Here is a 24,783-nt window from a genome sequence, read left to right on the forward strand (position 1 = left end):
GCCGGCACCGCGCGGCCGGCCTGCGGGCCCGTCACCGGGGGTCGGCCGGGGCCGTTCGACGGCTCGGCGGTCAGTACCCGACGGTGAACCTGGCCCGGTGGTGGCGCGGCCGTTCGGCCTCGTCCAGCAGGGCCACCGCGAGGTCCTCCATCGAGATCGCCGACGTGCCCCGGGCGTCGACGAGCAACTCGTCGGCGCCCAGCCGGTAGCCGCCGGTGCGCACACCCGGCTCCAGCAGCGCGGCCGGGCTGAGGTAAGCCCAGTCCACCGCCCGGTCCGCCCGGCAGACCGCCAGTTGCTCGCCGCAGGCCTCGGCGATCGGCCGCCGGTCGGCGGGGAAGCCCGGGTCGTCGGTCACCAGCGCACCGCCGGTACCGGGCACGGTCAGGCTGCCCGCCCCGCCGACCACCAGCAGGCGGACGCCGGTCCGGGCGAGGCCGGCCAGCAGCCCGCGGGTGGTCGCGGCGAACTCCCCCTCCCGGCCGGGCGCCGGCCGGGTCGCGCTGATGACGACGTCCTGATCCTTGCTCAGCCGGACCACGTCCTCGGCCTCCCCCGCGTCGCCGGTCCGCGCGAGGGCGGCCGGGTCCAGCTCCGCGAAGCGGGCGGCGTCCCGGACCACGGCGGTCACCTCGTGCCCGCGGGACAGCGCCTCGGCCACCACGCGGCTCCCCACGTTCCCGGCTGCTCCGAACACGGTGATGCGCATACCTGTCAGCTCCTTCGTACGACGTTCGGATTCGACCTTGCGGACCGGGACGGCCCGGCCTCCGTGGTCAGCCGGCCCGGCTGCCGGTGCGCGACGGCCCGGCCGTCCCGGCACCACCGGCCGGGCGCTCCCCCGCGGCGCCCGGCCGGGTCGCACCCGGCCCGGCAGCGGCGGCACCCGCGGCGGCCGCGAGCCGCCGGTCCGGACGCCGGAGCTGGGCCGTGACCAGCGCGCCGAGCACGATCGCGCCGCCCAGCCCCTGGGCCGGGGTGAGGTCCTGACCGAGCGCGAGCCAGCCCAGCAGGGTGGCCACCACCGGGCTCAGCAGCCCCAGGAAGGTGACGCTGGTGGGTGTCAGCGCGCGGATGCCGCGGAACCAGAGCGCGTAGGCGACGGCGGCGCCGACGATCGTCAGGTAGCCGTACCCGAGCAGGTTCCGGGCGGTCAGGTCGGCGGGCGGCGGCCCCTCCACGAACAGAGCGACCGGGAGCAGCAGCAGTCCGCCGGCCACCAGCTGCCAGCCGGTGGTGGCGAGCAGCGGCGCGGGCGACACCCAGCGCTTGCTGAGGACGACCCCGGCGGCCATCACGACGGCGCCGCCGAGTGCCGCGGCGACCCCGAGTCCGTCGAGGCGGGCGTCGGCGCGCAGCACCAGCAGGCTGACCCCGGCGACTCCGGCGACGGCCGACAGGACGGTCCGCAGGGTGAGCCGTTCGCCCAGCAGGCCGGTCGCGAGCCCGGCGACGAGCAGCGGCTGGACGGCGCCGACGGTCGCGGCGACCCCGCCCGGCAGCCGGTAGGCGGCGACGAAGAGCAGGGCGAAGAAGGCCCCGATGTTGAGCGCCCCGAGCACCAGGGCGCGCAGCCACCAGATGCCCTTCGGCAGCCGCCTGGTGAGCAGGACGAGCAGCAGTCCGGCCGGCAGGGCCCGGGCCACCCCGGCGAGCAGCGGGCGGCCGGGCGGCAGCAGTTCGGTGGTGACGAGGTAGGTGGTGCCCCAGACGGCGGGCGCCAGCGCGGTCACCAGGATGATTCCGATCCGATTCCTTAGCACTAAGACAAAGTAACTCACCGCTAAGAGATTGGCTAGACTGGAGCCGTGACGGATCACGTGGACAAGCTCCTTGAGCAGTGGCGCCTGGAGCGCCCCGACCTCGACGTGTCACCGATGGCGGTGATCGGACGCCTCAAGCGGCTCACCCGGCTGATCGAGGCCGACCTGCGCCGCACCTTCGCCGAGCACGGCCTCGACCCCGCGTCCTTCGACGTCCTCGCCACCCTCCGGCGCAGCGGACCGCCCTACCGGCTGACCCCCGCCGAGCTGATGCGGACCGCCATGGTCACCTCCGGCGCCATCACCCAGCGGCTGGACCGCCTGGAGGCCCGCGGCCTGGTCACCCGCACCCCCAGCGAGTCGGACGGCCGGGTGGTGCACGTCGCCCTCACCGCCGCCGGCCACACCCTGATCGACCAGGCCCTGCCCGACCACGTCGCCACCGAGCACCGTCTGCTCGCCGGCCTCACCCCCTCCCGGCGCGACGACCTCGCCGAAACCCTGCGCGACCTGCTGGCGTCGCTGGGCGACTCGTCGGGCTGATCCGCCGACGGGGCCCCGGTCGGCACGGGGCGCGAAAGGCCGCCGCCGGACATGAAAGGGCGGCGCGGGGCACGAAAAGGCCGCTGCCGCGCCCCCGGGGTTCCGGGCGGCGCGGCAGCGGCTGGGGTCGTGCTCCGGGTCAGGCCTCGAACCAGCCGTTCAGGTCGGCGATCACGTCCGCGTCCCCCCAGTTGTTGGAGATGGTCACCCGGCCGTCGACCACCGGGACCACCACCAGGTTGGAGACGGTCTGCCCGGCCGTGAAGTTGAGGTTCGACACGCCCGGACGGGCCCCGCCGTGCGGATACACGGTCAGGTGGCTCTCCTGGCTGGGCGCGGTCACGGTGACGTTCAGCACCACCGCCGTCACCCCGGTCGCGGGCACGCCCTCGACCCCGGCCACGGGCAGGCTGACGATGCCGTCCGAACCCACCTTCCCGGCCCGGGCGCCGGCGCCGTAGCGGGTGTCGAGCAGCCGTACCGGCGCCGCCGAGGAGAAGGTCGAGCCGGTGGCGGAGTAGTAGCCGGTGACATCGGCGATCAGGTCGACCGAGCCACCGGAGTTGCGCAGGTCCACCTTCCCGTTCACGACCGGGACGGTCACCAGGTTCGGGACGATCTGCCCGGCCGTGAAGTTGAGGTTCGACACGTTCGGCAGCGGCTGCCCGTTCGGGTAGACCGTCACATGGCCGGCCTCGGTCGGGTGCACGGCCGTCACGTTCATCACGACCGCCTTCACGCCCTCGGCCGGGATCCCCTTCACACCCGCCACCTGCAGCGTCACCACTCCGCCCGGACCGACCCGCTGCTGCGGGGCGCCGGTGCCGTCCCGGGTGTCCAGGAACCGGGACGGAGTGATCGGCGTCAGCGCGGAACCGGTGGCCGCGTCGGTGTAGTAGCCGGTGACGTCGGCGATCAGGTCGACGGACCCCGAGGAGTTGCGCAGGTCCACCTTCCCGTTCACGACCGGGACGGTCACCAGGTTCGGGACGATCTGCCCGGCCGCGAAGTTGAGGTTCGACACGTTCGGCACCGGCTGCCCGTTCGGGTAGACGTCCACATGGCCGGCCTGCGAGGGGTTCACCGCCGTCACGTTCATCACGATCGCGCTCACCCCGGTCGCCGGAACCTCCTTCACGCCGGCCACCTGCAGCGTCAGCACGCCGCCCGGTCCGACCCGCTGCCTGGTGGCACCGGTCCCGTCCCGGGTGTCCAGGAACCGGGCCGGGGTCACCGGGACGAAGCGGCTCTTCACCGCGGCCGTGGCGGCCGTGACCGTGTACGCCTTGGGCAGGTAGCCCGGGGAGGGCACCCCGCCGCTGTACCCGATGCCCTCGAGCACCACGTCGTACCCGCCCGGCTCCAGCCCGTTGGTGTCGACCAGGACGGTGAGCGCGGTGCCGTCGGGGGTCACCGAGAGCGGGGTCATGACCGGCTGCGTGCCGGACCCGGTGTCGCTGCGGACCAGCCTCACCTTGGTGCCCAGGGTGAGCCCGGAGCCCCGCACCACGGCCTGCGTCCGCGTCCCGGCCGCGCCGGTGGCGGGGCTGATCGCGGCCGGCAGCTGGCTCGGCGGCCGGGTGCACCCGGTGTCGCAGAGGCCCTGCATGCTGTACTCGACCGGGGTGGCCGTCTTGGCCGCGCTCAGCAGCAGCACGGCCTGGCCGGCGTCGGAGCCTCCGATGGTCTGGCACCGGGTGCCGAAGGTGCCGTACGAACCAAGGCACTGGTAACCGAGATAGGAGTTGTCACCCCACTTGGGGCCGCTCAGCAGGCTCAGGTTGGGGGTCTCGGGGCCGGTGACGCTACTGGTGCCGACCACCGTGAAGGCCTGCGAGGGCACCACGTCGATCACCGCGCAGTAGCCGGTGGAGGACTCGTCGAGCACCCCGCTGCGCAGCGGGAAGCCGTCGACCGAGATCCGGTGGGCGGTGCACTCCGGTGCCCAGCCGGCCCCGGTGCCGACCTTCCAGGTGTCGACGTCGGTGTGGATGGGCTTGTCCGTGTAGCCGGCGGCGACCACCACGACGACGTAGGAGGTCGAGCCGGTGACCCGGCAGGAGACTCCCCACTGCCGGCAGAGGACCTTGCCGTCGGCGTCGACGGCCATCAGCAGCGTGGAGGGGTCGTAGCGGGACCCGAGGGTCCGCGAGCTCAGCCAGAACTTGTCGGTGGTGGCCCCGCCGACCCGGATGCAGCGGGCGTCCAGGGCCGAGGTCAGGTCCAGCGGGGTGGACCGGCCGCCGAGCGTCGTCGAGGCCGGAGCCGGGCAGGTCGCGGTCTGCGAGATGTCGCGCCGGACCAGCTTGTAGGTGTCCTCCCAGCCCGTCCCCACCAGCATCGCGGTGTAGGGGACCCCGGCGGCGAGGACGCAGGTGGTGGTGGAGCCGCCCGCGGTCGAGCAGACCGTGGTCCCCGCGGGGTCGACCAGCTGGACCGAGGCGTTCACCTGGTTCCTGAGGTTCGCGTAGTCGAGCATCTCGGCGGCGGAGTGCCGGTCGGCGGGCAGGCTCAGGCAGGCCTGCTGCACGGCCTGGGTCAGCGGGACCTCCGCACCCCAGGAGCCGCCGAACGCGGACTGCGGCCAGGCGCCGCAACCGGCGGCCTCACCGGTCCGGTGCACCACCAGCTGGTACGCCTCGGCCGCGGTACCGCTCAGCACCGCACGGAACGGCGCCGTACCGGTCAGCTTGCAGACCGCGTACGAGGCCCCGTTGCTGTCGCACTGCTGGGTGCCGGCCGCGTCCTGGACCACGACGCCGACCGAGGTGCCGCCGGCCGGCGGACGGTTCAGCAGGTAGAGGCCGTTGCCGGAGGCGGTGGGCAGGGTCAGGCAGAGCTGCTGCCCGGGCCCGCCGAAGGTACCGGCCACCGGACCGGACACCAGGCCGCTGTCGCCGGCGGCGACGCAGCCCCTGGTCTCCTTGGCCGAGTGGAAGGCCATGCCGAACGCACCGGCCTCGGTGTTCCGCGCCTCGACCACCCAGACGTAGTCACCGGGGGTCAGGTCGCAGGCGCCGGCGCCGCAGGTGGCGAGCAGGACGGTGCCGTCCGCGGAGAACAGCCCGCCGTAGGGGGTGGCGGCCGCCCCCACCGGGGCGAAGGTGTACCGGGCGGCCTGCGGAGCCCGCAGGACGCGGCAGCGCGCCGTGCCGGTCACGTCCGGGGAGGCGCCGAACGCCTGTGGGTCCACCACCGCGCAGCCCTCAGGCCGGGACAGCCGGGCCGCGGTGAAGCCGTACTCCTGGGCGGTGCCCGAGGACTGCTGGATCGTCACCCGGAACGGAGCGGTCCCCGTGAGCGCGCAGTCGAGACCGCTGCTCGGATCGCGCTGCGAGGTGCAGAGCTCCTTGCCGGTGGCGTCGTAGACGGCCTGGACCACCTGGTAGGTGGAGGCGTAGCCGCGCAGCACGTCGCCCGCGGCGAGGTCCAGCGTGTAGCAGTCACCCGCCGAGCCGGCCGGCAGCGAGCCGTGGAACACGGTCGGGGCGCCGAGCTTGCGGTCGGCGGCGGTCACCGCCTTGCAGGCCGGCGAGGTGAGCAGCGGGACGTACGAGGCCGAGAACGCGGTCTGCTGGCCGCTGTTGTCCCGGACCTGCAGCGCGTACACCCCCGCCTGGCCGGTGGCGCAGCGGAGCACTCCGTACCCGTAGCCGGCGCCGAGGGTGTTCTCGCAGGTCACGGTCGTACCGTCGGGCGCGACGAGCTTGGGCGAGAAGTAGCCCTGGGCCGCGACGACCTGGAGGAGGACGAGGTCCTTCTGCTGCGGCAGGGTCAGGGCGAAGGAGACGGTCTGGTACGGCTCGACCGAGCAGGCTACGACCGTGTCGGGCTCCAGCGCCGCCGGACAGGCGGAGCTCGGGGCGCTCTGCCCGACGGAGCGGGCGGCGGCCTCGTGGTCGGCCTTCGGGTCCGTCCTGGGCGCGGGCTGCGCCGCCGCCTTCGGCGCGGGTGGCGGGGGCTCCTCCGAGGTCCCGGCCGGGGCGGCGGCGTCCGGGCTCGCGGCCGGGGCGCCGGCGGCCGCCTGCGGGGAACTCGCGGCGGCGGGCCGGGCCGGTGCGGCCTGGGCGACGCCGGCCTGGCCGACGAGCGAGGCCAGGACGGTCAGCAGCAGCGCGGCCGAGGCCAGCACCCCGCCTCCGCTCCCCCGCCTTCTGCGTGGTGTTCCACCGATCGGCAAAAAGTTCATGCAATCCCCCCAGGCTTGGACAGACCCGATGTCCCGTGACCACCACGGACGTTGTCGAGCAGGCGGGTTCCGGCCGATCGCGGCCGCGCGGCCGCGCCGGCGACGAGGAACGGAAGCCGGCGAGCCCGCGGCCACGAAGTCGAGGACGACGTCCGGACCGCCTGTCACAGCCGGCGGGCAGTCCGGCCTGCGAGAGATTGTCATGACTCCTCGCAGTAGTCGAGAGGATTTCGTGCAGATCCGCCGACCTCCTTCGGCGCGGCCCCAATTCCCCTGCTCACCCCGGCGGGCCGCCCCCGACGCACGCCTGACGGGCAGTCCGGCTGCCGCCCGGCCGCCCCGGCTCCGACAGTCCGGAAACATCCTCACAACGCAAAGATCCCGCCCGATCACAGGGATCGGACGGGATCTCGTGACCACTCTCGTGGTCGTTGGGTGGGGTGTTCACGAGTGGGGCTGACCAGCAGCAGGCGGGGTCCTTGAAGATCGCTTCCCGTTTACTTGGTGATCGTTTCCCGAGTCGGCTGTCAGAGCCGGATGCCATGCTGCCGAGCAGAAGAGGGCGGCAACGGGTTGCGGGGGCTGAGTGCGATGGGTTTCGAGGGCCAGGTCTGGCGTCTGGTAGGCCAGGATGAGCCGGTGGGCGAGATCGTGATCGAGGAAACCGACTTTCCATGGCTTCGCGGGCGCTTCATCGCAGGTCCGGCCTTCGCCGCGTTTGAGCCGCTGTTCGCCCGGTCAGGGGCACTGGCCGACGCGGAGGACTGGGAGGGCTTCGAGGGCGTCTACGGGGAGATCACGAAGGCCCTGTCCTTGGTCTCGCCCTCGGGCCCCGTGGCCGAGTTCCTGCTCCATATCCAGGACGGTCATTCCTGGTTCCGGTGGAGCGACGAGCCGTTCGACGACGGGGACGATGACAGTGATCACGTCGTGAACGATTCGAGGACACCACTGAACAACGGCGTCGACCCCGGCCTCCCGATCATGACCTGGGAGCGGTTCTGGCAGCTCATCGAGGTTCTCGGCGGTGACACCGGCATCGAGACCTGCCAGGACCTCGAAGAGGGCTGCGCCCGCCTGACCAAGCTTCTCTCGTGCGAGCCGGTGAGCCAGATCATCGGCTTCGGCGAGCGTCTCTCCGAAGCACTCTACCGCTTGGACCAGGAACAGTTCGGGACCCTGCCGATCTTCGGGGCGGTGCTGCCCGACGGCTCGCCGTTCCCGCAGTCGAGCGACCACTTCCTCTACACACGCGCCGCAGTGGTGGCTGCGGGCCGCGACGCATACGAGGGCGTGTTCTACGATCCCGAGCGGTTCGCACCGTTCACGGCGCGGCAGTGCGAGCAGTTGCTCTACGTGCACGAGGAGGCGTTCGAGCAGGTGACCGGGACGGAGTGGGACCGCCTGACCCGCTACGACCACGAGTCCTGCTCGAACAAGGACGGTTGGCCCGAGCTCCGTGGCTGAGCACCGTCCGCCGCAGAGCCGGTGATCACCTCGCGGGCAGGCGGAAGGGGACTGTCGACCGGGCAACAGGAGCTCAGAATAGATGACCAGCTGCTGTGCCTGAGGTCTGACGGCCTCGCGCAGGCACCAGTCACGCCAGCCACTCGCCCGTCTGCTCCGTCTCCCCCCTCGGCCCAAGGGTTGCCTGACGCGTTTCAAGTCCAAGTGCCAGACGTGGTTGGGCGTTTGCCTGCCTGACACGTCTGGCATTCCCTACGATGTCTGCGGTTGCACTGGTGTGTCAGGACATCTCGGGAGGGCGCATGGGTTCCGTGGGAGCGGATGAGGCTGCTGCGGCCCCGGGGCTTCGGACCGCCGTTGACTTCTACACGGCCAAGAGCGAGCGACTGCGGCGGCGGCAGGCGGATCTGGAAGCCGAACTCGCTTCTTTGCGTGTCGAGTTGGTTAAAGCTGACAGTGCCCGGGACCAGCTCGCCGAGGCCCTCGCTGAGATCGCCGGCCGCGATGCGGGTTCCGCGCAGGACCGCGAGCCGAGTGCAACAGGTTCGGCGAAGGCAGCTCAGGATGACGAGGCCGGGCCAGCGGATCGGCCGGGCCGGCAGGCCGGCACGGACCAGGTGGCCGCCCGCCGGAAGTCACCCGTCCCCGGCGATGGCCAGGCTGCCTCAGCGGTGAAGTCCGGAGAGGTGATGCAGGCGATCCTGCAGATTCTGGCCACATCCGGGCGTCCGCTGGGCGTCAGGGATATCACCGAGGCCCTGGGCCGGCCGGTGAGTGGCGCCGAGGGCCGGGTTGTGAAGGAGACGACCCGCTCGACCTGCAAGCGGCTGGTGAAGACCGGCAGGGTCGTCGAGGGTCCGGTCGGCGTGTTCGCCATCGCCCGTCCCGAGGGCCCGCACGCGGAGGGGGCCGCCTGACGACGCGCCCTTCATAGAGGTGTTCCCCCCTCCCCTGGCAGGGAGGAGGGAACCGGCTCCGGCGGGGTTGCTCCCGGATCGGAACCTTCACGTGGCCCCATATCAAGTGGTTCACGCACCCCCGAGAGTAGAGGAAGCTCACTGGCCTCGGGGGGCGCGTGGCCTATTTCGTCGTCCCCGGGACAGCGTCGCGGGGACGGAAAGGCCGTTCACCATGCGCGATGCGCGTTCCGCCGCGGTGCGGATACAACGGCACGGCGAGGAAGTGCTCCAGGCGGGCGACGGTCGCGATGTCCGGCCAGGACCGGCCGGCCAGGAGGTCGGCGATCGCCTGCCGGTTGACGCCGGATGCGGCTGCGGTCTGACGCAGGCTCGTTCCCTGCTCGGCGAGGGCGTCGGCGAGGCGGCGGGAGACCTCCCGGACGGCTTCCGCCCCGACATCGGCGCTGGCCAGATGGGGCCAGGCTTCCGGATCCCCGGTCAGATCCCTAGGGGGGCGCACGCGGGCGCTTCCGCCGACCATGTTCACACCATCCTGTCCATTGAAGTGGATCAATCCCCGGACGGCTGCTTGACCAGCCGGTATTCGTGGAACGTGGCACTTGATCCAGACACTTCCGCGAAGATCACTCGCTACCGGCCCCGTGAGGCACCGCCGGGCTGGGACGATGTCGCACCGCTGGTGCGGTCGATCGTCGCAGCGACGGTCACGGCCGTGCCCTACGACGTCGAACGGCTTCTGCACGCCACCGCCGGCCTGGCCCTCTGGGCTGAGGCGAGCGGCCTGCCGCGTGATCCGGACCTCTGGTTGCGGGGCGAGGTCATCGACGCCTTCGTCCTGTCCCGTGTGGGTTCCCTCACCCCGAACTCGGTGAAGACCTATCGCAGCTGGCTGAGGAGGGTGCGTGACGCGCTGGCCTGGGCGGACCGGGGCGAGCCCGTCCCTCCGAAGCTGCACGCCCCAGCCAATCCCCACGACCCCTACAGCAAAGACGAGCTGGCGGGACTGCGGCACTGGGCCTCGCGGCTTCGGGGGCAGCAGCGGACCGACGCGCTCGCGTTGCTGGCGCTCGGGGCCGGTTGCGGGCTGATGCCCCGGGAGGTCGCCGCCACCAGAGGCCTGGATCTGCGGCGCCCCGGACCGGGGCATCCACTCGTCCATACCGGCATCGAGCGCTCCCCGCTGGTCGCCCGTGCCCAGTGGGAGGAGGTACTGGCCGAGCTCGCCGACCTGGCGGGCGGCCACTACCTCTTCCGGCCCCGTCGCACGACTCCCTACGCGAAGAACCTCATCGGCTCCTGGTCCCTGCTGCATCAGCCGTCCGGCGGCCTCCCTCCGGTGTCGGTCGGCAGGCTGCGGGCCGGCTGGATCGTCGAGCTGATGACCGACCGCATCGACCATGCCCTGATCGCCAGGGCGGCCGGGCTCGCCTCCGCCGCCTCCCTCGCCCGCTACCAGCACCTCGTCCCCCCACTCGACGACGCCACCGCGGTCCGGCTCCTGCGGGGCCGCTCGGCATGACCGTCCCGCGCGCCTGGCGGAACCCGGAGAAGATCAGGCACTGCCGGCCCCGGCCGGTCAGCGATGCACCCGCGCAGATAGCGGACTCCAAGGTCGGCCAGCTCGACTTCCTGCTCCACCGCTCCGGCGTCCTCGACCTCATCGACACCGAACTGGCGGGCCGTCCGGGACCGGGCGGCCTGCCGGTCCGCACCGTGCTGGTCGGCCTTCTGCTGTCCCTGCACCACCACCAGAATGCGTGCCTGGCCGATGCCTCCCGAATCCTGCTCGACCAGCTCAGCCCCACCGCCCGAGGATGGCTCCACGTCCCCGACGTCGACCGGGGCGACCCGTGGGCACGCGTCGCGTTCTCCCGTCGTCTCTCCCGTTCCTTCGACCGACTGACCACGGCCCTCGACCCCTCCCGCGCCGACCGCCGGCGAAGGCTCCCCCTCGCCGAGGCCGCCGCCCACGCCGCCGCCTGGGAGGACGACGACCCGGAACACCTTCGGCGCCGGGCCCTGCTGCAGGAGATCAGCGACCGCATGGTGCTGGTCACCGTCCGACTCGCCCAACGCCGCGGCCTCTTCAAGAGCTGGCGCGGCGACATCGGCGCCGACACCACCGCCGTCCCCGCCTGGCACCACCCGCCCAGCGACCGGCGTGACCTCGCCTCCGTCGAACTGACCGCCGGGTGGCACTTCAGCGGTGGCGCCACCGAAGGCGTCTTCGGCCACAGCGCAACCCTGCTGGTCGCCGCCAGCCGACGCCACCCCGCCGGCCACCCCCACGCCGGGGAGCGGGCCAGCAAGCACCCCCAACTCGCCCTCGGGGCCGTCCTGGACACTCCCGGCAAGCGCGTCGGGCCCAACGCCGTCCACGCTCTCACCACCTTGGCCCCGCTCGGTCTGCCCGTCGGGCTGCTGGCCGCCGACCGTGCCTACACCGACCAGAAGTCCGAGCACTTCCAGCAGCCAGCCCGCCGCCTGGGCTACCAGCTCGCCCTCGACTACAAGCAGGACCAGCGCGGCGTCCAGGGCACCCACCTCGGCGCACTCCTCATCGACGGCACCCTCGCCTGCCCCGGCATCCCGGACGCGCTCGCGAACGCGACCACCGGTCTGGAGGACAAGGCCGTCCGCGACCTCGACCAGAAGCTCGAACAGCGTCTCGCGAAGCGCGAGCCCTTCTTCCTCAAGCGCAAGCAGGGCCCCGACCAGCACGGGACCATCCGCCTGCAGTGCCCCGCCGCCGGCCCTTCCCCCTCGGTGACCTGCGCGCGCTTCAACCGCCTGCACCGGCCCGAGGCCGGCGCCCCCGCCGTCGTCGACCTCACCAACGCGCGCTCCACCGCGGCCCACCCCTCCGCCAAGCCGAGCATCCAGATCAGCCCCGCCGAGCGCCTGCGGCCAGCGAACAAGAACGAGCTGCCGAGGATCTGCCGCAAGCCGACGATCACCGTCCACCCCGGTGACCTGGGGAAACTCGACAAGTTCCGTCAGGATCGCCACTACCTCAGCCCTGACTGGCGCGACGCCTACAAGCCCATCCGGGCGCACAACGAGGGCCTGAACGGCCGGGCCAAGGGCCACCGCATCGATATCGCCGACCCCAAGAAGCGCCTCGCCCACGGCCGCGTCGCCCAGAGCCTCCTGCTCGCCCTGATGATCCTCATGATCAACCTGCAGATCCTGCACGACTGGACCCGCACCAGCAGCGCCGAACCCATCGAGGCCGGCCGGGGTCAGGACTACGACGGGCTCACGCCCATCCCGCTCACCACCAACGGACTTCCCCCACCCCCAGGCTGACGAGACGTCCACCCGTGTCCTGAAGAGTCCGAGCCCCGGTCGCCGTTGGTCACTGGCCCAGCGGCAGCCCCGGCCTGCCTCCCGCACCTCGGACCACCCCCGAACCGCCGCCGCAGACCACCGAATGCCACACGCCAGGGCCTGCCGGGTTCGGTCACCGCCTCGAACAAGCCCGCACAACGCAGAGATCCCGCCCGATCACATGGATCGGACGGGATCTCGTCAACCATTCCCGAGCTAACTCGTGAACAGTCGTTGGGTGGAGCTGAGGGGATTCGAACCCCTGACCCCCTCGATGCGAACGAGGTGCGCTACCGGACTGCGCCACAGCCCCAACGAGAAGAAACTTTAGCACCTTTCGGAGGTGGCTCGTGACCACCTCCGGCCGGAGCGCCCTGGTGAGGCGTGGGGCGCTCCGGTCGGGGTCATTCGTTGGCGGCCCGGGGGCGGGTGTCGTAGCCGTCCTCGGCGGGTGCGGCGGCCGGCGGTTCGGCGTACTGGTCGAAGAGCGGGGTGCTGCGGGGCTCGGCCGGGCGGCCGGCGGTCCAGGTGCCGGGGGAGCCGAGGTCGAGGCCGCGGGTGACCCGGGGGGCGACCGGCGCGGTGACGTAGGTCGGCAGCGGGACGGGGACGGGCTCCCAGGAGTCGGGGCCGGCCGCGCCGCGCTCGCGGATGCCGTCCACCCACTCCTCGTGGTCGGTCGCCTCGACCAGGGCGGAGGCCGCCGTGGCCGGCCGGACGTCGTGGGGCGCCGGGTCGGCGGCGATCCGCAGGTGCGGGCGGCCGCGGTCGGCGGCGTGCGCCGCGTCGTGCGGGGCCTCCCGGGGGGAGTCCGCCGGGCGCTCCGGCCGGGCCTCGTCGGCGCGGGCGCCGACGGGGGGCCGGTGCTCGCGCTGCGCCTGCTCCCGTTGTCCGTGCTCCTGGCGCCCGGCGTCGGGGCGGCCGGCGTCGGGGCGGCCGGTCTCGGCCCGCCGGTTCTCCCGCTGCCGCAGGCGTTCGGCCGCCTGCGCCGCGCGGTCCCGGTCGAGCTTGACCTCGAAGCGCTGGCGTTCCAGCTTGCGCAGGTGGCCGATGTAGAAGGTCAGGAGGGCGGCCGGCACGGCCGGGGCCCAGAGGAAGGCCAGCCCGAGGACCGCCGCGGCGATCGCCCCCAGCGCGAAGGCCAGGAAGAGCACGGTGACCATCCGGCGCCGGCGGGCCAGCAGCCGGGCCCGGCGCTCGGCCCCGAGCCTGCGCTCGGACGTCCGCCCGGACCCGCGCTCGGACCGCTCGGGTGCCCGCTCGGGCCGCTCGGGGCTCCGGGGGGCGTGCCCCTCGGGTGCCGAGGGGCGGCTCGCGGGCATGCCGGAGACCGCCCGGTCGCCGGGGGCGGGCCGGTCGCCGGGGGCGGGCCGGTCGCCGGGCGCCCGGTCGTCCTCGGGCCGTTCGTCGTCGGACCGCGCGCCGTCGGACCGTCCGTCGGCGATCAGCTCGTCGCCGTCGGGCGTCCCGTCGTTCGTCCCGTCGCCGGACCGCCCGTCGGCGCCCAGGTCGTCGCCGCTCCGGTCGTCCGTGCTCCGGTCGTCGCGCACGTCGTCGCCAAGGACCCGGGATGCCCGCCGCTCCATCGCCGAACGCCCGGCCAGCAGGCGGATGGCGGTACTGAAGCGTTCCGTCGGGCGCGCCTCGTTGAGCTCGTCCTGCCTGCGGAGCCACATCGGCACCAGATAGGCGGCCCAGGCCCCTACGATGACCGCGTAGATAAGGCCGCTACTGCTCACGTTTCACACCGTACGGGCGTCGGGGAAGGCCTGGCAGCAATTTGGCACGGCGTGTCGTGTGATCAAGCTGATTCTCCGACTATTTTGCCGGTATTTGTGCCCGTCCGTCGGGGCGGCGATGCCATATCGATATTATTTTCGAACATATATTCAATTCCCAGCTTCGCGGCCGGACCTGATCGCCCGCCAGCGCTCCAGCATGCCCTCCGGAACCTCCTCGGCGGTCAGCACGTAGACCAGGTGGTCCCGCCAGTCCCCGTCGATGTGGAGATACCGGGGGCGCATTCCCTCCGAGCGGAACCCGAGCTTTTCCACCACCCGGCGGCTCGGCATGTTCTCCGGCCTGATGCACACCTCGATCCGGTGCAGCCCCAGCACCTCGAAACAGTGCTCCACCGAAAGCGCCACCGCCGTCGGCATGATGCCCCGCCCGGCGACCGCCTCGTCGATCCAGTAGCCGACATTCGCCGAGCACATCGAGCCCCAGGTGATGCCGCCCACGGTCAGCTGGCCGGCCAGCTGCCCCTGGTGGAGCACCACGAAGGGCAGCATCCGCCCGGCCGAGGCCTCCCCGCGCAGGTAGCGCACCATCTGCCGGTAGGTGGGGCGCGGTCCGGCGGGCCGCCCGGCCGGGGACGGCGGGACGGTCGCCTCCCAGCGCCGCAGCCAGTCCCGGTTACGACGGCTGACCTCCTGCCAGTCCCGCTGGTCACGCGCCCTGATCGGGCGCAGCGTGACGTCCCCCTCGTGGAGTTCGACCGGCCAGCCGGCGTTCAGTGCGCGCTCCCGTCCGCGGCGCCGGACGTACCGGACCCGTGCCGGACACCGGACGCGTCCGAGGAGTGCGAGGCGGCGGTGCCCGCGCCGGATGCGCCGGCGGCGTCGGGGCGCGGGTGGTCGCCGCCGGCGAGCTGGTCGACGGCGTGCGGGAGCAGCGGTGCCAGGACGGCCAGCCCGTCCTTCACGCCGCCGGTGGAACCCGGCAGGTTGACGATCAGGGTGCGTCCGGCCAGGCCCGCGAGGCCCCGGGACAGCGCCGAGGTGGGGACCTTCTCCCGCCCGTGGGCCCGGACGGCCTCGGGGATGCCGGGGATCTGCCGGTCGAGGACCCGGGCGGTCATCTCGGGGGTGAGGTCCATCGGCGAGATGCCGGTGCCGCCGGTGGTCAGCACCACGTCGTAGCCGGCCGCGACGGCCTCCCGCAGGACGGCCTCGACCGGGTCACCGTCGGGCACGACCCGCGGGCCGTCCGTCTCGAAGCCCATCGCGCGCAGGCCGGCCACCAGCAGCGGGCCGCCCTTGTCCTCGTACACACCGGCCGAGGCGCGGTTGGACACGGTGACGGCGAGCGCCCTCATGAGGCGCTCGCCGGGGCGGGCTGTTCGTCGGAGTGCCAGTCGCCGCTCTTGCCGCCGGTCTTGCTGAGCACCCGGACGTGCTCGACGCTGGCGCCCTTGTCGACGGCCTTGACCATGTCGATGACGGCGAGCCCGGCGACCGCCACGGCGGTGAGGGCCTCCATCTCGACGCCGGTGCGGTCGGCGGTCCTCACGGTGGCGGTGATCTCGACCGCCTCGTCGGTGACGGTGAGGTCGACCTTGACGCCGGAGATCGCGATCGGGTGGCAGAGCGGGATCAGCTCGGGGGTCTTCTTCGCCCCCATGATCCCGGCGATCCGGGCCACCGCGAGGGCGTCCCCCTTGGGCACGCCCTCGCCGCGCAGCAGTTCGACGACCCGGGGGGAGACCCGTACCCGTCCGGCGGCGACCGCCGTCCGCACGGTGGTCGCCTTCTCGGAGACGTCGACCATGCGGGCCGCGCCGCTGTCGTCGACGTGGGTGAGGCGGTCGCCGGGTGGTGTGGTCGTCACGGGTGCTCCAGGAGGACGGGTCGAATACCGCGCTACCGTACCCCCAGGGCCGCCCGCCGGGTGGGACGGGCCGACGGCTGGGCGATGTTGTCGCCCGGTCGCCGCGGGCACCGCCACCGGCTGCCGGAGCGCCCGGCCGAGGGCGTACGTCCCGGAGCGGCCCCGGCGCCAGTGCCTGTCAAGCGGTCAGGCGGTCAGGCGGTCAGGCGGTCAGCAGGACGACGTCGACCTCGGTGCCGGCCGCGAGCACGGTGACGTCCTCGGGGACGGTGATCAGGCAGTTCGCCCGGGCCAGCGCGCCGACCAGGTGCGAGCCCTCGCCGCCGACCGGCTCCACCCGGCCGTCCGGGGTGTACCGGCCGCGCAGGAACTGCCGGCGGCCGGCGGGCGAGCGCAGCTCGACCGGGCAGACCGCACGGACCACCGGGCGGTGCACGTCGGGGGCGCCGAGCATGGTCCGGATGACCGGGCGGACGAACAGCTCGAAGGAGATGTAGGAGCTGACCGGGTTGCCGGGCAGCGCCAGCAGGGGGACACCGGCCGGGCCGCCGATCAGGCCGAAGCCCTGCGGCTTGCCGGGCTGCATCCGCAGCTTCCGGAAGTCCACGCTGCCGGCTCCCTCGCCGCCCTGGAGCGCCTCCTTGACCACGTCGTAGGCGCCGACGCTGACGCCGCCGCTGGTGACGATGAGGTCCGCCCGGCCGAGCTGGTCCTCCAGGACGGCCCGCAGCACCGCCGCGTCGTCGGGCACGCCGCCGACGCGGTAGGCGATGGCGCCGGCGTCCCGGGCCGCGGCGGTGAGGGTGAAGCTGTTGGAGTCGGAGATCTGCCCGGGGCCGATCGGCTCGCCGGGCTGGACCAGCTCGCTGCCGGTGGAGAGGACCACCACGCGCGGGCGCGGGCGGACCCGCACGCTGCCCCGGCCGACCGCCGCGAGCAGGCCGAGCTGGGTGGGCCCGAGCAGGGTGCCGGCGTCGAGGATCCGGTCCCCGGTGGCGATGTCGCTGCCCCGGCGGCGGATGTGGGCGGCGGCCGGGACCGGGCGCAGCACCCGGACCTCCTCGTCCTCGACCGGCGCGGTCATCGCCTCGGCGGCGCGGCCGGTGCCGGTGCCGCCGTCGGTCCACTCGACCGGTGCGACGGCCTCGGCGCCGGGGGGCATCGGGGCGCCGGTCATGATCCGGGCGGCCTGGCCGGGGCCCACCTTGGGCAGTTCCCCGGCGCCGGCCGCGATGTCGCCGACCACGGCCAGCACCGAGGGGTACTCCCCCGTGGCGCCGGCCGTGTCGGCAGTCCGGACCGCGTAGCCGTCCATCGAGCTGTTGTCGAAGGGCGGCAGGTCACCGGTGGCGACCACGTCCTCGTCGAGCCGGCAGCCCTGGGCGTCGAGCAGCTGCAGTTCGATCGCGGGCAGCGCGGTGACGCCCGACAGGACGTCGGCGAGGTGTTCGTCGACCGTCCACATCCTGGGGGCGGGGACGGGCGATGCCTGGTCCGCGGTGCCGTCGCAGCAGGCTGCGGGGTCGGTGCTGCGCTCCGTGGGCCCGGTCATCGCTCTCTCGCTCTCAGTCGTCGGTTCAGTCCTGCATCTCGTCGCGGACGAACTCCTTCAGCCAGGAACGGAATTCCGGGCCGAGGTCCTCGCGCTCGGACGCCAGTCGGACGATAGCGCGCAGGTAGTCCGCACGGTCGCCGGTGTCGTAGCGGCGGCCCTTGAAGAGCACGCCGTGCACCGGGCCGCCGGCGTCCTCGTCGTGGCCGGCGAGCACGCGCAGGGCGTCGGTCAGCTGGATCTCGCCGCCGCGGCCGGGCGGGGTGTCCCGCAGGACGTCGAAGACCGCCGGGTCCAGGATGTAGCGGCCGATCACGGCGTAGTTGGAGGGCGCGTCTGCGGTCTCCGGCTTCTCGACCAGGTCGGTCACCCGGAAGACGTCGTCGCCGAAGCCGTTGGCCTTGACCGCGGCGCAGCCGTAGAGGTGGATCTGCGAGGGCAGCACCTCCATCAGCGCGACCACGGACCCGCCGAGTTCCTGCTGGACCTCGATCATGCGGGAGAGCAGCGGGTCGCGCGGGTCGATCAGGTCGTCGCCGAGCAGGACGGCGAACGGCTGGCCGGCGACGTGCTGCTCGGCGACCAGGACGGCGTGCCCGAGACCCTTCGGGTCCCCCTGGCGGACGTAGTGCATGTTGGCCAGCTCGACCGACTCGCGGACCCGGCGCAGGCGGTCCTGGTCGCCCTTGCGGACGAGCAGCTCCTCCAGCTCGTACGCGCGGTCGAAGTGGTCCTCGAGGGCGCGCTTGTTGCGGCCGGTCACCATCAGTATGTCGGAGAGGCCGGCCGCGGAGGCCTCCTCCACGACGTACTGGATGGCTGGCTTGTCCACGACCGGCAGCATCTCCTTCGGCGTGGCCTTGGTGGCGGGCAGGAACCGGGTCCCCAGACCGGCTGCGGGCACCACGGCCTTGGTCACAGGAGTGCGGGAGGTCGTCGTCATTCGTTTACCTTACTAAGGCGTGTTTAGACCGGGCTGTGAGCAGGATGAAGCCGCTATGAACAACGGTCGCGGCCTGCGGCGACAGCACTCGGCGGGGCCGGATCGACGGCGGGGGTGAGGGTCCCCTCTCCGTTACTGGGCGACAGGCTACCCGGATCGGACGACCGGTCGTGCACCGCCTCCGGGCGGGGGTGCCCAGGACCGTCCGGCGAGGGTTCCCCGGCCGCCGGGCGACCGCGCCGGTCCTGCCCGGGGGCCTCGGCGGCGGTCCGGGCCGCGGGGGCGCCGGACACCGGGGACTCCACCGCGGGGCGCGGCGGGCTCGCCCCGCGCCAGCAGTCGCCGCCGGCCTGCTTGGCCTCGGTGAGCGCCCGGTCGGCGGCCCGCAGCAGCAGGGCGGCGTGGGCGCCGTCCCGGGGCAGGACGGCGATGCCGACGGCGGCGGTCAGGCCGTTGCCGTCGACGGGGCGCGGCTCGCGGGGGCCGGAGGACCAGTCCAGCAGGCGGTGCCGGCGCACCGACCAGACCAGCCGCTCGGCGACCTGCACGGCGCCCTCGACGCCGGTGTCGGGCAGCAGCACCAGGAACTCCTGGCCGCCGTACCGGCCGAGGGTGTCCGAGCGGCGGATCTCCATGCCCAGCCGCTGGACGAGGTCGCGCAGCATGGCGTTGCCGCGGCCCCGGCCCTGCTCGGCGATGATCGCGTCGAAGCCGGAGATCTCCAGCATCAGCACGGCCAGCGGGTGCGGCTGGTCCAGCCGGTCGGCGCGCTGGTCGGCGCGGCGGGCCCGCTCGATCTCCCGGCCGAGGGTGAGCTGCAGGTGCCGGTAGTTCCACGCCCCGGTGAGCGGGTCGCAGGAGGCGGTGCGCTCCAGCTCGGCGCAGCGCTCCTCCAGCTCGGTGATCCGCCCGCGCAGGCCCGCCTCGCGCAGGGCCGTGCCGGAGTCGCCCCGGCGCAGCCGGACCCCCAGCAGGGTGGCGCCGGCGAGCGCCGGAACGCTCAGTACGGCCATGGCCTGGACCAGTAACGCGGTGGACATCGGGGGCGCCTTCCGCATGTCAGGCTCTGACCGTCACCGGGCACAGAGCTGTGGAGGATCCCTTGCACAACGAGAAGGCGGAACTGAGGACACGGTTGCTCGCCGAGCGGCGGGCCGGCTCGGCGCGCTCACGGGAGGCGGCGGCGGCCGCGCTGGCGGGCCACGCGGCGGGGCTGGCCGAGCCCGGGCAGACCGTGGCCGCGTACGTCTCGGTGGGCGCCGAGCCGGGTACCGGGCCGCTGCTGGACGCGCTGGCGGAGCGCGGGGTGCGGGTGCTGCTGCCCGTCCTGCTGGCCGACAACGACCTGGACTGGGCCCGGTACGAGGGCCCGGACGCGCTGGCCCCGGCGACCCGCGGGCTGCTGGAGCCGACCGGGCCGCGGCTGGGCCCGGACGCGGTGACGGCGGCGTCGGTGGTGCTGCTGCCGGGTCTGGCGGTGGACCGGCACGGCCTGCGGCTGGGCCGCGGCGGCGGCAGTTACGACCGGGTGCTGGCCCGGCTGGCCCGGGCCGGGGCGCACCCGCTGCTGGCCACCCTGCTGTACGAGGGCGAGCTGCTGGACAGCGTCCCGGCCGAGCCGCACGACCTGCCGGTGGACGCGGCCGTCACCCCCTCGGGGGTGCACCGGCTGGGCCCGCGCGGGCGGGCGGGCGGTGGCGGCCCGAAGGGGTGACGGGGGCGTCTGCGGCGTCGGCGGTCAGCCGGTGGTGAGCACCAGCTTGTTCCTGGTCGCCTTGGCGACCGCGTCCTTGGAGTAGGCCCAGGGCAGCAGCCGGCCCTTGACCCAGAGGGCGGTCTGGTCGTTGTAGTTCTGGTGGAAGGCGTGGCCGGAGGCGCCGCCGACGTTGATCCAGTGCGAGGCGTCGAAGTCGCTCAGGTCGACCACCATGCGCATCGAGGGGATCCAGTCCACCTCGTAGCCGGCCGCCGCGTTCCAGCCGGCCGCGTCGACCGCGGCGGTGCCGCCGGACAGCTCGTACGGGCCGCGGTTGAGCATCTTGTGGACCAGGCCGGAGGCGATCGACGAGTCGTCGGTGCCCATCGTCTGCTCGCGCAGGGTCAGCGTGTGCAGGCGGCCCCAGCTCCAGGTGGAGATGTCCTTGCCGAGCCGGGAGGTGAGGTCCTGGCGGGCGTCCTTCATGGCCTCCGCGAGCAGGTTGTTCATGCCCTTCTGCTCGTGGTGGTCGGCGTCGATGTAGGTCCACCAGTCGCCGTCGGGCTGGGTGAGCTGCTGGCGGACGACCTCCGTCCAGCGGTCGCCGCCGTCGGGCTGGGCCTTGCCCGGGTCCCGGGTGCCGCACTCGGTGACGATCGTGGTGGTGGTGTCCGGCTTGGTCGGGTCGGTCGGCGCGTGCACGAGCAGGCAGTTGTCCTCGGCCCGCAGGCCGGCCGGGAACTTCTGGCCGAAGGCGAGGCTGAGCAGCTGGCGCCAGACGCTGTTGTAGTAGGCGGCGGCCGCCGAGTCGGCGTCCTGGTGGAAGTTCCAGTCCTTGAGCAGGTCCTGGGCCTCACGCACGTACGGGTCGTCGATCTGCACCTTGAGCAGCAGCGGGACGAGCGTCTGGGCCATCACGCTGGTGTTGTCCAGCTGGACGGACTGCATGTCGTCCGGGGAGATCTTGCCGCCGTTCTTCAGCTTGGACTCGATCTGGTCGGTGATCTCCTTGGCCCGGGTGCCGTACTCCCAGTCCTTGGTCAGCAGGGGCTTGTACGACGGGTCGACCACGGCCTGGTTGGCGGTGACGATGTAGCCGGCCGCCGGGTTGAAGCTGTAGGGCAGGGTGTTGAAGGGGATCGAGCCCTTCCAGCCGTACGCGGAGTCCCAGCCGAGCGAGGGGTAGCTGCCGTCGCCGGCGCCGCGGACCGGGATGTTGCCGGGCGCCTGGTAGCCGATGTTGTTCTTGGTGTCGGCGTAGACGAGGTTCTGCGCGGGGACGGCGAAGTCCTTGGCCGCGCCGCGGAAGTCGTCCCAGCCGGTGGCGCGGTCCAGCTTGAAGACCGCGTCCATGGTCTTGCCGGGGGTGAGCGCCGTCCACTGCAGGGCGACGCCGTAGCCGGTGGTGCCGCGGTCGGGGGCGGCGTTGCCGTTGGGGGCGTAGGTGCCGACCTTGCGCTGCTCGGAGCTGGCGTCGGAGATCAGCGGCGCGCCGCTCTGGGTGGTGCGGACGGTGATGGTGCGGTCCTCGCCGCCGGCGACCTTGATGGTCTCCTTGCGCAGCTCGAACTTCACCTCCTTGCCGTCCACCTGGTAGCTGTCGGGCGCGGTGACCTTCTCCAGGAAGAGGTCGGTCACGTCGGCGCCGAGGTTGGTGAAGCCCCAGGAGATGTTGTTGTTGTGGCCGATCACCACGCCCGGCATGCCGGCGAAGGTGAACCCGGCGGTGTCGTAGGCGCAGGCGGCCGAGACCGCGCGGCAGTGCAGCCCCATCTGGTACCAGACGGAGGGCATGCCCGGGCCGAGGTGCGGGTCGTTGGCGAGCAGCGGCTTGCCGGTGGTCGTGTGGCCGCCGGCCACCACCCACGAGTTGGAGCCGATGCCCTGGCCCTGCCGGCCGAGCAGCTGCGGCATGGCGTCGATCCGGTCGGAGACGTCCTTGAGCAGGGCCTGGGTGGTGACCGCGCCCTGGGCCGTGGGGGCGGCCGGGGCGGCGGGCGGCGGGGTGGAGCCGTCGGCCGGCTTGTAGGTGTCGCCGCTGACGGTGCCGGTCTTCACGATGGTGCCGTTGCGGGCGTACGGGTAGTCCGGGTAGAGCTGGGCGATCTTGTCGGCGCTGAAGTCCTGGCTGAGCAGGGAGCGGTCGATCTCCTCCTGCAGGTTGCCGGAGAGGTTCCAGGCCATCGCCTTGAGCCAGGCCACCGAGTCGACCGGCGTCCACTTCTCGGGCTTGTAGTCGGCGTTGGCGACACCGAGCAGGGCGTACTCCAGGGAGGCGCTCTCGCCGCCCGGGTGCTCGGCGAGCCAGGAGTTCACGCCGTCCGCGTAGGCGTCCAGGTACTTCTTGGTCTCCGGCTCCAGCAGGGAGTCGTACTCCTTCTGCGCGACCTGGCGCCAGCCCATGGTCCGCAGGAAGGTGTCCGTCTCGACCTGGCCGGCGCCGAACATCTCGGAGAGCCGTCCGGCGGTGATGTGCCGTCGGACGTCCATCTCCCAGAAGCGGTCCTGGGCCTGCACGTAGCCCTGGGCGCGGAAGAGGTCGACGGGGGTGTCGGCGTAGAGCTGGGGGATGCCGTTGGCGTCCCGTTCGACGTCCACCGGCGCGGAGAGCCCCGGCACCTTGACGCTGCCGTTGACGTCCGGGAAGGACGCGCGGACCGCGGCCACCCCCCGGTAGCCGCCGTATCCGACTCCGGCCACCAGGAGCACGGCCAGCGCGAGCACGATCAGACGGGCGCGCCGGAACTTCTTCGAGCGGGGCATCTGGGTCCTTGGCATCAAACGTTGTCGCCCGGAGGGCGTCCTTGGAGGGTGACGGTGGGCGACGGGCGGGCAGGTCTCGGGTTGCGGCCGTGACAGGTCACCACATTAGGCCGACTCAAGTGGCGGCCGTGCACGGGGGACGCCCACCGTTGGATCCAAGGCCCTCCCGGGGGCTCCCGCAGCGGGTTCGAAGGCGGTTCCCGGGCGGGTCCGGCAGGGTGCCGGGGTGGACCCGAGAGCTGTCCGACCCGGCCCCGGACCGTGCGCGGACCGCGGCCGGGCCCGGGCGGGACTGCGGGAAGGGCCCTGGGCAGGACTGCGGACCGGGCCGTGGGCAGGCCGCGGACCGGGCCGTGGGCAGGCCGCGGACCGGGCCGTGGGCAGGACCGCCGGCAGGACTCTGAGCAGGGAGAATTTCAACCTAAAGAGCGGGTAAAATGTTAGACTGAGTAACGATCCGTGTGACGATCCGTCAGCCACCCCGTCCGCCCGCTGCCCGAGGTGCCCCTGCGTGACTGTTGACCACCTGAACCACTTCCTGCTCGAGTTCTCCGCGATCCTGCTGGTCGCGGTGGTCGCCGTGCGCATCTCCACCCGCTCCGGACTTCCCAGCCTGCTGATCTACCTCGGCATCGGGGTGGCACTCGGCCAGAACGGCCTGGGCATCACCTTCAACAACGCCGAGCTCACCCAGGTGCTCGGCTACGCGGCCCTGGTGGTCATCCTCGCCGAGGGCGGCCTCAAGACCAGCTGGCGCGAGGTCAGACCGGTGATGCCGGCCGCAGTCGTCCTGGCCACCTTCGGCGTCGCGATCAGCGTCTTCGTCACCGCGGCCGGCGCGCACTACCTGGTCGGCCTGGACTGGCGGGCCGCCCTGCTGCTCGGCGCGATCGTCTCCTCGACCGACGCCGCCGCTGTCTTCTCCGTCCTGCGGATGGTCCCGCTCCCGCACCGGCTGACCGGCCTGCTGGAGGCCGAGTCGGGCTTCAACGACGCCCCCGTGGTCATCCTGGTCGTCGCGTTCGCCACCACCGGCGAGGCGGACTCCTGGTACGTGCTGACCGGCACCATCGTCGCCGAGCTGGCCATCGGCGCCGCGGTCGGCCTCGCGATCGGCAAGCTCGGCGCCTACGCGATCAAGCACGTCGCCCTGCCGTCCTCCGGCCTCTACCCGATCGCCGTGCTCGCCCTGATCGTCCTCGCGTACGCGGGCGGCGCCCTGCTGCACGGCTCGGGCTTCCTGGCCGTCTACGTCAGCGCGGTCATCCTGGGCAACGCCAAGCTGCCGCACGGACCCGCCGTCCGCGGCTTCGCGGACGGACTGGCCTGGATCGGGCAGATCGGCATGTTCGTCCTGCTCGGGCTGCTCTGCACCCCCGCCAGCATGGGCTCGGCGGTCGTCCCCGCGCTGGTCATCGGCAGCGTGCTGGTCCTGCTCGCCCGCCCCCTGTCGGTACTGCTGACGCTCACCCCGTTCAAGCTCCCGCTGCGCGAGCAGGCGCTGCTGAGCTGGGCCGGGCTGCGCGGGGCGGTGCCGATCGTGCTGGCCACCATCCCGCTGGTGTCCGGGGCCCCCCGGGCCCAGGAGATCTTCAACATCGTCTTCATCCTGGTCGTGGTCTTCACCCTGATCCAGGGGCCGACCCTGCCGTGGGTCGCCAAGTGGCTGAAGATCTCCGAAGGCGCGATGGGCCAGGACCTCGGCATCGAGTCCGCCCCGCTGGAGAAGCTGCACGGGCAGCTGCTGTCGGTGGCCCTCTCGGCCGGCTCCCGGATGTCCGGGGTGGAGGTCGGCGAGCTGCGACTTCCCGCCGGGGCCGCGGTGACCCTCGTGGTGCGGGAGGGCAGCAGCTTCGTGCCCGACAAGACCACCGTGCTGCGCGGCGGGGACGAGCTGCTGGTGGTCACCACGGACGCCGTCGGCGAGGCCGCCGAGAAGCGCCTGCGGGCGGTCGACAAGGGCGGGAAGCTGGCCGGCTGGCTCAACGGGCGGTAGGCCCCGCCCGGC

Annotated in this window: 19 protein-coding genes and 1 tRNA gene; 7 read left to right on the top strand and 13 right to left on the bottom strand. The window is 73.0% G+C overall.

The features are described from left to right. Positions 1-70: 70 nt before the first annotated feature. Together OG689_RS17940 and OG689_RS17945 are read right to left on the bottom strand one after the other, a co-directional pair. Positions 71-709, bottom strand: a complete 639-nt coding sequence (locus OG689_RS17940) for an NAD(P)H-binding protein (RefSeq protein ID WP_266321568.1) — start codon at positions 707-709, stop codon at positions 71-73. Between the two features lie 67 nt (positions 710-776). After that, complete coding sequence (locus tag OG689_RS17945; RefSeq protein ID WP_266321570.1) at positions 777-1,763, bottom strand: EamA family transporter; 987 nt, start codon at positions 1,761-1,763, stop codon at positions 777-779. 45 nt (positions 1,764-1,808) lie between these two features. On the opposite strand from OG689_RS17945, the gene OG689_RS17950 reads away from it, so the two are divergent. After that, entirely contained in the window at positions 1,809-2,306 is a 498-nt protein-coding gene (locus tag OG689_RS17950) for a MarR family transcriptional regulator (protein ID WP_266321571.1), read from the top strand. A gap of 139 nt (positions 2,307-2,445) precedes the next feature. On the opposite strand, the gene OG689_RS17955 is transcribed toward OG689_RS17950, so the two are convergent. Continuing rightward, entirely contained in the window at positions 2,446-6,438 is a 3,993-nt protein-coding gene (locus tag OG689_RS17955) for a hypothetical protein (RefSeq protein WP_266321572.1), read from the bottom strand. 696 nt (positions 6,439-7,134) lie between these two features. On the opposite strand from OG689_RS17955, the gene OG689_RS44825 reads away from it, so the two are divergent. Both OG689_RS44825 and OG689_RS17970 read left to right on the top strand, forming a co-directional pair. Continuing rightward, positions 7,135-7,962 (top strand): DUF4240 domain-containing protein, encoded by an 828-nt coding sequence (locus OG689_RS44825; protein WP_323189307.1) that lies wholly within the window; start codon positions 7,135-7,137, stop codon positions 7,960-7,962. A gap of 302 nt (positions 7,963-8,264) precedes the next feature. After that, positions 8,265-8,879: a hypothetical protein gene (locus tag OG689_RS17970; RefSeq protein ID WP_266321574.1), complete on the top strand. Its 615-nt coding sequence runs from the start codon at positions 8,265-8,267 to the stop codon at positions 8,877-8,879. Between the two features lie 163 nt (positions 8,880-9,042). Here OG689_RS17970 and OG689_RS17975 read toward each other — a convergent pair whose 3' ends face one another. Continuing rightward, on the bottom strand, positions 9,043-9,402 hold the full coding sequence (locus tag OG689_RS17975) for a helix-turn-helix transcriptional regulator (RefSeq protein ID WP_266327239.1): 360 nt from the start codon (positions 9,400-9,402) through the stop codon (positions 9,043-9,045). 72 nt (positions 9,403-9,474) lie between these two features. On the opposite strand from OG689_RS17975, the gene OG689_RS17980 reads away from it, so the two are divergent. After that, complete coding sequence (locus tag OG689_RS17980; protein WP_266321576.1) at positions 9,475-10,401, top strand: hypothetical protein; 927 nt, start codon at positions 9,475-9,477, stop codon at positions 10,399-10,401. Beyond that, entirely contained in the window at positions 10,398-12,191 is a 1,794-nt protein-coding gene (locus OG689_RS17985; protein ID WP_266321577.1) for a hypothetical protein, read from the top strand. The genes OG689_RS17980 and OG689_RS17985 overlap by 4 nt, the downstream gene beginning before the upstream one ends. 260 nt (positions 12,192-12,451) lie before the next feature. Here the strand turns inward: OG689_RS17985 and OG689_RS17990 are convergent. From OG689_RS17990 to OG689_RS18025, 8 genes are all read right to left on the bottom strand, one after another. Beyond that, positions 12,452-12,525 (bottom strand) — tRNA-Ala (locus OG689_RS17990). 91 nt (positions 12,526-12,616) lie between these two features. Further along, a complete protein-coding gene (gene glpR / locus OG689_RS17995; protein ID WP_266321578.1) occupies positions 12,617-13,951 on the bottom strand; it encodes a gephyrin-like molybdotransferase receptor GlpR in 1,335 nt (444 codons plus the stop codon). Between the two features lie 150 nt (positions 13,952-14,101). Continuing rightward, entirely contained in the window at positions 14,102-14,728 is a 627-nt protein-coding gene (locus tag OG689_RS18000) for a GNAT family N-acetyltransferase (RefSeq protein ID WP_266327241.1), read from the bottom strand. Further along, positions 14,725-15,309, bottom strand: coding sequence for a MogA/MoaB family molybdenum cofactor biosynthesis protein (locus OG689_RS18005; RefSeq protein WP_266321580.1), 585 nt, complete (start codon positions 15,307-15,309; stop codon positions 14,725-14,727). Before OG689_RS18005 ends, OG689_RS18000 begins: the two co-directional genes overlap by 4 nt. Then, complete coding sequence (gene moaC / locus OG689_RS18010; RefSeq protein ID WP_266327243.1) at positions 15,306-15,761, bottom strand: cyclic pyranopterin monophosphate synthase MoaC; 456 nt, start codon at positions 15,759-15,761, stop codon at positions 15,306-15,308. The genes OG689_RS18005 and moaC overlap by 4 nt, the downstream gene beginning before the upstream one ends. Before the next feature lie 262 nt (positions 15,762-16,023). Beyond that, positions 16,024-17,286: a gephyrin-like molybdotransferase Glp gene (gene glp, locus OG689_RS18015; RefSeq protein ID WP_266327245.1), complete on the bottom strand. Its 1,263-nt coding sequence runs from the start codon at positions 17,284-17,286 to the stop codon at positions 16,024-16,026. 112 nt (positions 17,287-17,398) lie between these two features. After that, a complete protein-coding gene (gene galU, locus OG689_RS18020; RefSeq protein ID WP_266321581.1) occupies positions 17,399-18,316 on the bottom strand; it encodes a UTP--glucose-1-phosphate uridylyltransferase GalU in 918 nt (305 codons plus the stop codon). Positions 18,317-18,369: 53 nt separating this feature from the next. Then, a complete protein-coding gene (locus OG689_RS18025) occupies positions 18,370-19,356 on the bottom strand; it encodes a GGDEF domain-containing protein (RefSeq protein WP_266321583.1) in 987 nt (328 codons plus the stop codon). A gap of 62 nt (positions 19,357-19,418) precedes the next feature. On the opposite strand from OG689_RS18025, the gene OG689_RS18030 reads away from it, so the two are divergent. Next, positions 19,419-20,030, top strand: coding sequence for a 5-formyltetrahydrofolate cyclo-ligase (locus OG689_RS18030; protein WP_266321584.1), 612 nt, complete (start codon positions 19,419-19,421; stop codon positions 20,028-20,030). A 24-nt stretch (positions 20,031-20,054) separates the two neighbouring features. Here the strand turns inward: OG689_RS18030 and OG689_RS18035 are convergent, their stop codons facing one another. Further along, entirely contained in the window at positions 20,055-22,775 is a 2,721-nt protein-coding gene (locus OG689_RS18035; protein WP_266321586.1) for a penicillin acylase family protein, read from the bottom strand. A 511-nt stretch (positions 22,776-23,286) separates the two neighbouring features. Between OG689_RS18035 and OG689_RS18040 the strand changes: the two genes are divergently transcribed. Next, positions 23,287-24,771, top strand: coding sequence for a potassium/proton antiporter (locus tag OG689_RS18040; protein ID WP_266321588.1), 1,485 nt, complete (start codon positions 23,287-23,289; stop codon positions 24,769-24,771). The last annotated feature ends 12 nt before the right edge of the window (positions 24,772-24,783 follow it).

It is taken from the genome of Kitasatospora sp. NBC_00240 (assembly GCF_026342405.1).
In the GTDB taxonomy this organism is placed as follows: Bacteria; Actinomycetota; Actinomycetes; order Streptomycetales; family Streptomycetaceae; genus Kitasatospora.